The sequence below is a fragment of the Oscillibacter sp. ER4 genome, assembly GCF_000765235.1.
Lineage (GTDB): Bacteria > Bacillota > Clostridia > Oscillospirales > Oscillospiraceae > Hominicoprocola > Hominicoprocola fusiformis.
This window is the reverse complement of the sequence record NZ_JPJG01000055.1, coordinates 37,521-46,057: the sequence shown is the minus strand read 5'-3', so window position 1 is coordinate 46,057 and position 8,537 is coordinate 37,521. Positions and strand designations below refer to the sequence as shown.

Here is an 8,537-nt window from a genome sequence, read left to right as displayed (position 1 = left end):
ATGACTCCTTCCTTGCTTTTGTTATGGTCGCCGCGATCTGCGTCGCTTTCAGCATTTTGCACATCTAAGCGCTGTTTTCAGATACACCATAGCGGTATCAATTAGCGCAGCGACACTTTTGAGCTTTCGGAAAAGTTGAGGAGCAATTTCTGCATCGAGCGTCACACCATTTACAAAATCCTCTGGACTATATTCACCCTGGGCTGCGCTCATTCTCTGCATTAAGCCCATGTGGAAAGAATACACTTCATCTGCTCCAAAATAATATGCACTTTGGGGATAGAGATTCATCGGAATCCCGTCGCCCTCCACTACCCACCAATCTCCATCAGTATCGGTTTTGACATTCCAGACGCGCACATCAACACCCAAATCATTGAAGTGTTGCTCTGTTTTTGCGCTCAATACTGTGCATTTTCCTTGAGATTGCCATTCTACATAGCTTTTCACATCTTCAAATGTTCGATTTCCCATTTTTGTTCCCCCTGGTACAGCTTTCATAGTAAATAGAATTTAACTATATTGTACCACTTGTCGTTTGACTATAAAAGCGCCAAAGAGCAGAAAACCCAAGCCACTAAGATGGATTTGATAGCCTGGGTTTTCCGTTTTTGTATCTTCAATTATTCAAAGAGGTCATGGACCTTGTAAACAATCTCAATGCGGTTGTCGGGGAATACATACACCTTTTCGATCAGCAGATCGGTCAGCTCCGAGGTTAGCACATTCGCTTCCGTAACCGAGTGAGCAATCTCCTGTCGGCTGCTTTGGCGGGCCTGTTCTTCCCGCTTCAGCTTTGCCTGGGCGGTGACAGCAGCATAAGGGCATACGTTCGCGACCCTGGCACTCCAAAACGGGGTGGACGTCAAAACCGTCAGCAGTATGCTCGGGCACTACGACGCGGGATTCACCCTGCGAACCTACACCCACGTCACACGGCAGATGCAGCAAAAGGCCGCGGAGAAAATGGGCAGCTTCATGGCACAGATCCGATAAGTCCCACAGGCAAGCAGAGCACCGGAAAGGAAGCAATTTCCTCTCCGGTGCTCTTTGGCTCTTTCCGCGCATTTCGTTGTACCCATGGGGCATGAGCTGGCAGTAGGCGGCAAAGCCGCTGACTGCCCCTATGGGTCAAATGCGTGTCCGCCGAACGGGGCCATGGGTCAAAATCTCGTGTCCATTTTCTTGGGTACAGTTTATTTCAGCGTTTTTGCAACAAAAAAGCATCGAAAACCGAAGTTTTCGATGCTTTTTGGAGCTGGTGGTGTGACTCGAACACATGACCTGCTGATTACGAATCAGCTGCTCTACCGACTGAGCTACACCAGCGCATTTGTTCAAATGCAAATGGAAGTATAGCACAAAGATTTTTTCGCGTCAAGCGATTTTTCAAACTTTTTGAAAGCGGCGGCTTTGCCGCCGCTTTTTCATTCTTTCCGCCGTCTGCGGCGGATGCGGTTGATGTGGCGCTCGAAGTCGCCGCTGCCGATGAGCTCGGCAAGCACATATTGCTCAAAGACCGGCACGGTGCAGGAATAGAATCCCACCTCGCGCCGAAACTGCTCGGAGAGCGCGGGCGGCAGCACCATGTAGCCCACGCGCATCGACGGCGCGATGGTCTTGGAGAACGTATTCATGTAGATGACCGAGCGCTCGGGTTCAAGGGCGAAGAGCGTATCCTCGCTCTTGCTCGACACGCTGAATTCCGAATCGAAGTCGTCCTCGACGATGTAGCCGCCGCGCTCCTCCGCCCAGCGGAGATATTCGCGGCGTTTGCCCGCGCTGGCGGTCACCTGGCTCGGGAAGCTATGGAACGGCGTGACATGCAGCACCGTCGCGCTCGCGCGGTTGAGCTCATCGGAGCGGATGCCGTCGCTGCCGAGGCGCAGCATCTCGCACGTGACGCCGTGCGCCTGATACACCCTGCGGATCTTGTCGTAAGACGGGTCTTCGAGCGCAAACACGCGCTCGCGCCCCAAAAGCTGCACGATGAGTCCGTAGAGGTATTCCGCGCCCGAGCCGATCACGATCTGTCCCGGCTGGACGCTGATGCCGCGCGAGCGGGAGAGATACGCCGCAATGGTGCCGCGCAGCTCGGCGCAGCCGTTGTTCGGCGACTTGACGAGAATACTCTCGCCGTACTCGCTGAGTACACGCCGCATCGTCTTGGCGAGCGACGGGAACGGAAATTCATCCTCCGTCCCGTGAGAAACGGTCGTGCGGCGCTCGGTCTCCGTCTCGGAGACCGGGAAGCAGTCCGCCGCGGCGAAGCTCACGAAAAAGCCGCTGCGCTCGCGGGATTCCAAATACCCCTCGTCGCATAGGATCGCCAGCGCGTGCTCGACCGTGATGACACTCACGCCTGTCTCTGTTGCGATCAGGCGCTTGCTGGGCATCTTCGTCCCCAGCGGGTAAACACCGCTGACGATGTCGCGCCGCAGCTGGTGATAGAGCTGTAAATACGCGCTCTGCGCGGCGGTTTTGTCGATGTGATAGTGCATAGAGCTTACTGCTTCTCGTCCGGCGCGGTAGGCTCAGCGGCGGCTTCTTCCGCCTCCGTTGTCTGCTGCACACGCTTGACAAACAGATTCGACCCGTCGGCCTTTTTGACCTTGAACTGATAGACGAGGATCCCTGCGCACACGAGCACCATCACGAGCGACAACGCCTGCGACACGCGGATGCGCTGACCAAACAGCGTCCAGTGGAAAAGATACAGGCTGTCGGTGCGCAGCCCCTCGATCCAGAAACGGCCGAGACCATACCAGATGAAGTAAAAGCAGGTGTTCTCCCCGTCGAAGCGGCGGGCGCGGGACACGACAAAATAAAGCAGCAGCAGACCGATCACATTCCACAGGCTCTCATAAAGAAACGTAGGGTGTACATCCATATACGTCGTGGCCGACGTCCAGAGCCGCATGCGCCAGGGGAGCTCCGTCGCCGCGCCGAAGGCCTCTCTATTCATAAAGTTGCCCCAGCGGCCAATAGCCTGCCCAATGAAAAGTCCCTGCACGCAGCAGTCCGCCAGCGCCCAGAAGGAGATCTTGCGGCGGCGGCTGAAAAGATACGCCGTCAAAAAGCCCGCAATGACGCCGCCGTAGATGGCAAGGCCGCCGTCCCAGATGCGGTAGGTCGACGACCAGTTGATCGAGCCGTCGCTCCCGCGAAACAGGTCGAGGTAGAAAAGCACATAGTAAATCCTCGCACCGATGATGGAAAGCGGGATGACCCAGAGCACCGTGTCGATGATATTATCCTCGCTCAGGCCGTATTTCGGTGCCTGCTTCATGCAGAAATAGAGTCCCAGCAGCATGCCCGCGGCAATGATGATGCCGTACCAGTAGATGCCGTTGCCGATGTTCAATGCCTTGGACGGCACGGTGAACTGCCAGTCGCCGAAAAGGCCGGGAAAGCTGATGGGCGCGTCGGAAAAGCTCATGGGATCGTTATCCTTCTTTCTTGGGTTCGATGATGGAGATGGCGCGGCGGCTGTCCGTCAGGTTTTCGCGCAGGAAGCGCTCGACATCCGCTTTTTCGATGCTCGCGTACGCCTCGGGGAACCGGAGCGCATCGAAGCCGCGGAAGTAGCCGTCCGCCATGGAGATGGCGATATTTTCAAACGAGTTGAGCGCGCGCAGCGTCGCGCCGAAGCTCGCGCGGCGGATCTGCTCGAAAAAGTCAGGGTCGATGCCCTCGCGCGCGAGGCGCTGCGCCTCTCCCAAGATCGCGTCGCTCACTTCCTGCGGCTGCCCGCTCTCGCCGCCGGCGCACAGAACCGCGACGCCCGGCAGCTGGTCAAAGCCGCCGCCAAAGCTCGAATTGATGAGTCCCTCATCGTAAAGGCGCTGGTAGAGCGGCGACGAATCGCCGAGCAGCACGTCGCTCGCCATCTCGCCGATGAGCGACTGGCGCAAAAGGTCACCCTCGTTCGTCTCGCACTTAAAGCCGACTAAAAACTGCGGCAGCGCGACCTCCATCTGCGTGACGGTCTCCTTCTGCGCGGCAGCGTCGTCCTCTTCTTCGCCATAGCAGCGTGCGATCTCCTCGCCGCGCTCGCGGGGCAAGACCTCCTCGGCCAGCGCGATCACCGTGTGGGGATCGACGTTGCCAACAACGCACAGCGCCATATTGGACGGACAGTAGAACGCGTGGTGGCAGTCGTACAGCGTTTCCGCCGTGATGCCCGCGATGCTCTCGACCGTGCCGGCGATGGGCACGCGCGCGGGCGACGAGCGGTACAGGCAGGCAAGGAGCCTTTCGTAGACCTGCCAGTCGGGCGAATCCTCGACCATGCGGATCTCCTGACCGATGATGCCGCGTTCCTTTTCCACGCTTTCGTCCGTAAAGTACGGAACGGAGACAAACGAGAGCAGGATGCGCAGGTTTTCTTCAAAATGCTCGGTGCAGTCAAAGTAATAGCCCGTCATCGCGTTGGAGGTAAAGGCGTTCGGCTCCGCACCGTTTTGCGAGAGTACCTGTAGGGCGTTGCCGTCCTTCGTGTCGAACATCTTGTGCTCTAAATAGTGCGCAATGCCCGCGGGCGTGTCGCACTTTTCGCCGTTTCGGATGAACTGCATGTCCATCCCACCGTAGCGCGTGGCGAAAAAGGCGTATTTTTTGCGGTGCTGGGGCTTGGGGACGATGAATATCTTCAAGCCGTTCGGCAGCGTCTTTTCCAGGACCGTTTCCCCGATGCGGGGGTAGCTTTTCTCATTCATCCTTGCTGTCCTCCCCTGTCAGGAAATACACCGTGTCAAGCGTCATGCTCTGCGCGGCCTCGGCGATGCGCTCGTTCGTCACGGCGCGCAGCGCCGCGATGAGCTCATCCGCCGTCTCGCGGATGCCCGTGGCCGCCTGACCGAGGGCGTTTTCCTCCATGCGGCCCGCGCTGTCGCCGCGCGATTCGAGCGACGCGATCAAGCACGCTCTCGCGCCCTCGACCTCCCATTCCTCAAATTCGCCGCGCTGCACGCTTGCAAGCTGGGCAAGAATTTCACGCTTGGCGGTCTCCACATCCCTGCACTCAATGCCGGACGAGACCGTCACGATGCCCTTGGAGCGGTGATAGGCGGAAGAAGCATAATAGCAGAGGGACAGCTTTTCACGCACATTCAAAAAGAGCTTGGAATTGCTGTACCCGCCGAAAATCAAATTTGCCAGCATCATCGCAGGCGCGTCGTTCGTCGACGCGCGCCAGCCCATCGAGAGCTTTCCCTGCGTCACATCCATGCGCTCGGTGATCTCGCGCGGCGTCTCCGGCGCGTTTTTCTTCTCCGCGATGACCGGCGGCACAACACGCCCGCGCTGAAGCGGCGCAAACGCGCGGGAGATGGCCTCCTCCACGCGCTCGCGCTCGGCGCTGCCACAGTAGAAGAGCTCCAAGTGCGCGGTGGAGAGCAACTCCTGATAGTAGCGGAAGAGCGTCTGGTTCGTGATCTTCTCAACGCGCGCGATGGAGCCGAACTTGTCCACCCCGTAGCGCTCGCCGCGGCACATCTCCTGAAGTAAGCGCAGGTCTGCGTAGTCACGCTTGTCGTTGATGATGCCGCGGATGGCGTCGATGAGGTTCTGCTTCTCGCTTTCGACATAGTCGTTCAAAAAGCGGCCGTTGCGCGTCACGGGGTCGAGCAGCAGCTCGCCCAAAAGGTCGCACATCGGCTCGAGCAGCTTTTCTCCACCTGGGACAAATTCCTCGTCGATGAAGCTCGCGGCAAAGCCGATGCACTGGTTTTCACCCTTCTTGCGCACCGTGCAGCCGATGGACGAGCCGTAGAGCAGGTCGAGCGCGGTGGAAAGTGAGCGCATATCGGGGTGCGACATCGTGCCGCGGCGCAGCACGCTCGGCAGCAGCGCGCCAAAGCTCGCCGTTTTTTCGTTGATCGGCGTGATGAGCTGCACGCTCAGCGTCCCCGTTTTGAATTTATCCGAGCGCACATAGTCGAGGTTCACCTCGGGTGCGATCTCAAGTCTGACCGGTTCCATCACGGATTCCTCCTGTGGTCATTTTTCAGAATTTGCCCTTAGGATACCACGAAACTGTGAACAATTCCACTCTTTTCTGCTTACACCGCACTTTCCGGCGCAAAAACGGAAGAATTTTCTGCTCGCATGACGTTTTTCTTGCGATTTTTCCTTGACAATTTTGATAAAATCATGTAAACTGATTCATGTTGTAAAGGTATAAAACTTTACATAAGAATCTGCACAAGGAGGAACTTCCCGTGAAAAACCAGACCTTTCGTATGACGATGCTCTTCGACTTTTATGGGGAGCTTCTCACCGACCGCCAGAAGGAATTCTACGATCTCTACTATAACGAGGACCTGTCGCTCTCCGAAATTGCCGAGAACTACGGCATCTCCCGTCAGGGCGTGCGCGACGTCATCGTGCGCGCGGAGAACTACATGACCGAGATCGAAGACAAGACGGGGCTCATCAAGCGCTTCATGCAGCTTCAGCCCCACGTGGAAAAGATCACGGACGCGGCCGAGCAGATCAAGCAGCTCAACTTCCGCCGGTATGAGGACCGCCAGCTCGAAGAGCTTGCCGGCGTGATCGAGGCCGAGGCGGCGGCACTCAAGGAGTAAATACATCCATGGCATTTGAAGGACTGAGCGAAAAGCTCAACGCCACATTCAAACACCTGCGCGGCAAGGGCCGCCTGAGCGAAGAGGACATCAAGCTCGCAATGCGTGAGGTGCGCCTGGCGCTCCTCGAAGCAGACGTGAGCTACAAGGTCGTCAAGGACTTTGTCAAAACCGTCTCTGAGCGCGCCGTCGGCGCCGAGGTGCTCGACAGCCTGACCCCTGCCCAGCAGGTTATCAAGATCGTCAGCGAAGAGCTCACCGCGCTCATGGGCGGCGCCAATGCGAAGCTGACCTTCGCCTCCAAGCCGCCGACGGTCATCATGATGGTCGGCCTGCAGGGCGCCGGTAAGACGACGAACGTCGCCAAGCTCGCGGGCTACTTCCGCAAGCAGGGCCACCGTCCGCTGCTCACCGCGTGCGACGTGTACCGTCCCGCGGCCATCACGCAGTTACAGGTCGTCGGCAAGCAATTGAATATTCCCGTTTTCGAAATGGGTCAGATTGACCCCGTTCAGATCGCGCAGGAGGCCGTCAAGTACGCCGGTGACCACGGCAACGACATGGTCTTCCTCGATACCGCAGGCCGCCTGCACATCGACGAAGCGCTAATGGACGAGCTCAAGCGCATCAAGGCCGCCGTCAAGCCGACCGAGATCCTGCTCGTCGTCGACGCGATGACCGGTCAGGACGCCGTGAACGCCGCCACCGCCTTTGATGAGGCACTCGGCATCGACGGCGTCGTGCTCACGAAGCTCGACGGCGACGCCCGCGGCGGCGCAGCCCTCTCGATCCGCGCGGCGACCGGCAAACCCATCAAGTTCATGGGCACGGGCGAAAAGCTCGACATGATCGAGCCCTTCCACCCCGACCGCATGGCGCAGCGCATCCTCGGCATGGGCGACGTGCTGTCGTTCATCGAGCGCGCCGAGCAGAGCATCGACGAGGAAAAGGCAAAAAAGCTCGAAGAAAAGCTCAAAAAGAACCGCTTCACTCTCTCCGACTATTACGACCAGCTCGTCCAGCTCAAGAGCATGGGCAGCTTTGAACAGCTCGCGGGCATGATGCCCGGCCAGCTCGGCAAGCAGATGGCAAACGCCGAGCTTGACCCCAAGATGATGGCACACACCGAGGCGATCATCCTCTCGATGACACCCTACGAGCGCGAGAATCCCGCGGTGCTCGGCGCCAGCCGCAAAAAGCGCATCGCCGCCGGCTGCGGACTCGAGGTTGTGGACGTCAATCGCCTGCTCAAGCAGTTTGAGATGATGCAGAGCATGATCAAGCAGGTCACGCGCGGCGGCAAGATGCCAAAGGGCATGGGCGGCTTCGGCGGCGGCCGGATGCGCGGTTTCGGGCGCAAGAAACGCTTCAAGTAATTTCCGTTGATAAGTGCACAAGCATTTCATCATAATACAAAATCATTTACATTATTTTTGGAGGTAGTAACCATGGTTAAAATTCGTCTGCGCAGAATGGGCGCCAAGAAGGCTCCTTTCTATCGTGTTGTCGTCGCTGATTCCCGTTATCCCCGCGACGGCCGCTTCATCGAAGAGATCGGCACCTACAATCCCTGCGTCTCCCCCGCCGAGATCAAGATCGACGCTGAGCGCGCTCAGGAGTGGATCAAGACCGGCGCTCAGCCCACCGACACGGTCCGTGCGCTGCTGAAGAAAGTCAACGCGCTGTAAGACCCGGGGTGCAAGAAATGAAAGACTTGCTGCTCTACATCGCCCGCAGCCTTGTTGAGCATCCCGATGACGTCACCGTCACGGAGAAGCAGGGCGCGGACGAGCTTACGTTGGAGCTGCGCGTCGCACCTGACGATATGGGCAAGGTCATCGGCCGTCAGGGCCGCATTGCCAAGGAGATCCGCACGGTCGTCCGTTCCTATGCTCAGCGCACCGGCGTAAAGGTGTCTGTCGACATCGTAGACTGAACTGCAAAAACGTT

General features: G+C 58.1%; 9 protein-coding genes, 1 tRNA gene and 1 pseudogene. 5 read left to right on the top strand and 6 right to left on the bottom strand.

The annotated features are described in order from the left end of the window. Positions 1 to 48 precede the first annotated feature (48 nt). Positions 49 to 474, bottom strand: a complete 426-nt coding sequence (locus NI20_RS0108990; RefSeq protein WP_242842969.1) for a hypothetical protein — start codon at positions 472 to 474, stop codon at positions 49 to 51. 351 nt (positions 475 to 825) lie between these two features. Between NI20_RS0108990 and NI20_RS14610 the strand changes: the two are divergent. Next, positions 826 to 996, top strand: a pseudogene (locus NI20_RS14610) (tyrosine-type recombinase/integrase); the annotation flags it as partial. A gap of 257 nt (positions 997 to 1,253) precedes the next feature. Here the strand turns inward: NI20_RS14610 and NI20_RS0108985 are convergent. The 5 genes from NI20_RS0108985 to yfmF form a co-directional block, all read right to left on the bottom strand. After that, positions 1,254 to 1,329 (bottom strand) — tRNA-Thr (locus NI20_RS0108985). A 98-nt stretch (positions 1,330 to 1,427) separates the two neighbouring features. Further along, the gene (locus tag NI20_RS0108980; protein ID WP_033121064.1) at positions 1,428 to 2,501 is read right to left on the bottom strand and encodes a PLP-dependent aminotransferase family protein; all 1,074 of its coding nucleotides are present in this window, start codon (positions 2,499 to 2,501) and stop codon (positions 1,428 to 1,430) included. 5 nt (positions 2,502 to 2,506) lie between these two features. Beyond that, positions 2,507 to 3,439, bottom strand: a complete 933-nt coding sequence (gene lgt / locus NI20_RS0108975; RefSeq protein ID WP_033121063.1) for a prolipoprotein diacylglyceryl transferase — start codon at positions 3,437 to 3,439, stop codon at positions 2,507 to 2,509. Between the two features lie 7 nt (positions 3,440 to 3,446). Next, a complete protein-coding gene (gene yfmH / locus NI20_RS0108970) occupies positions 3,447 to 4,718 on the bottom strand; it encodes an EF-P 5-aminopentanol modification-associated protein YfmH (RefSeq protein ID WP_033121062.1) in 1,272 nt (423 codons plus the stop codon). Further along, entirely contained in the window at positions 4,711 to 5,982 is a 1,272-nt protein-coding gene (yfmF, locus tag NI20_RS0108965; protein WP_052084554.1) for an EF-P 5-aminopentanol modification-associated protein YfmF, read from the bottom strand. Before yfmF ends, yfmH begins: the two co-directional genes overlap by 8 nt. 239 nt (positions 5,983 to 6,221) lie before the next feature. Between yfmF and ylxM the strand changes: the two genes are divergently transcribed. The 4 genes from ylxM (at position 6,222) to NI20_RS0108945 (ending at position 8,523) form a co-directional block, all read left to right on the top strand. Then, positions 6,222 to 6,587 (top strand): YlxM family DNA-binding protein, encoded by a 366-nt coding sequence (ylxM, locus tag NI20_RS0108960; RefSeq protein WP_033121060.1) that lies wholly within the window; start codon positions 6,222 to 6,224, stop codon positions 6,585 to 6,587. An 8-nt stretch (positions 6,588 to 6,595) separates the two neighbouring features. Continuing rightward, positions 6,596 to 7,963, top strand: a complete 1,368-nt coding sequence (gene ffh, locus NI20_RS0108955) for a signal recognition particle protein (RefSeq protein ID WP_033121059.1) — start codon at positions 6,596 to 6,598, stop codon at positions 7,961 to 7,963. A gap of 72 nt (positions 7,964 to 8,035) precedes the next feature. After that, on the top strand, positions 8,036 to 8,275 hold the full coding sequence (gene rpsP / locus NI20_RS0108950) for a 30S ribosomal protein S16 (RefSeq protein WP_033121058.1): 240 nt from the start codon (positions 8,036 to 8,038) through the stop codon (positions 8,273 to 8,275). A 17-nt stretch (positions 8,276 to 8,292) separates the two neighbouring features. After that, positions 8,293 to 8,523 carry a KH domain-containing protein gene (locus tag NI20_RS0108945; protein WP_033121057.1) on the top strand — a complete coding sequence of 77 codons (231 nt, stop codon included), beginning with the start codon at positions 8,293 to 8,295 and terminating at the stop codon, positions 8,521 to 8,523. Positions 8,524 to 8,537: the final 14 nt, after the last annotated feature.

Bases quoted from the DNA above. Each gene is read 5' to 3' on its own strand.
- NI20_RS0108990 (WP_242842969.1), bottom strand. From the start codon at position 474: ATGGGAAATCGAACATTTGAAGATGTGAAAAGCTATGTAGAATGGCAA.
- yfmH (WP_033121062.1), bottom strand. From the start codon at position 4,718: ATGAATGAGAAAAGCTACCCCCGCATCGGGGAAACGGTCCTGGAAAAG.
- NI20_RS0108980 (WP_033121064.1), bottom strand. From the start codon at position 2,501: ATGCACTATCACATCGACAAAACCGCCGCGCAGAGCGCGTATTTACAG.
- NI20_RS0108945 (WP_033121057.1), top strand. From the start codon at position 8,293: ATGAAAGACTTGCTGCTCTACATCGCCCGCAGCCTTGTTGAGCATCCC.
- rpsP (WP_033121058.1), top strand. From the start codon at position 8,036: ATGGTTAAAATTCGTCTGCGCAGAATGGGCGCCAAGAAGGCTCCTTTC.
- lgt (WP_033121063.1), bottom strand. From the start codon at position 3,439: ATGAGCTTTTCCGACGCGCCCATCAGCTTTCCCGGCCTTTTCGGCGAC.
- ffh (WP_033121059.1), top strand. From the start codon at position 6,596: ATGGCATTTGAAGGACTGAGCGAAAAGCTCAACGCCACATTCAAACAC.
- yfmF (WP_052084554.1), bottom strand. From the start codon at position 5,982: ATGGAACCGGTCAGACTTGAGATCGCACCCGAGGTGAACCTCGACTAT.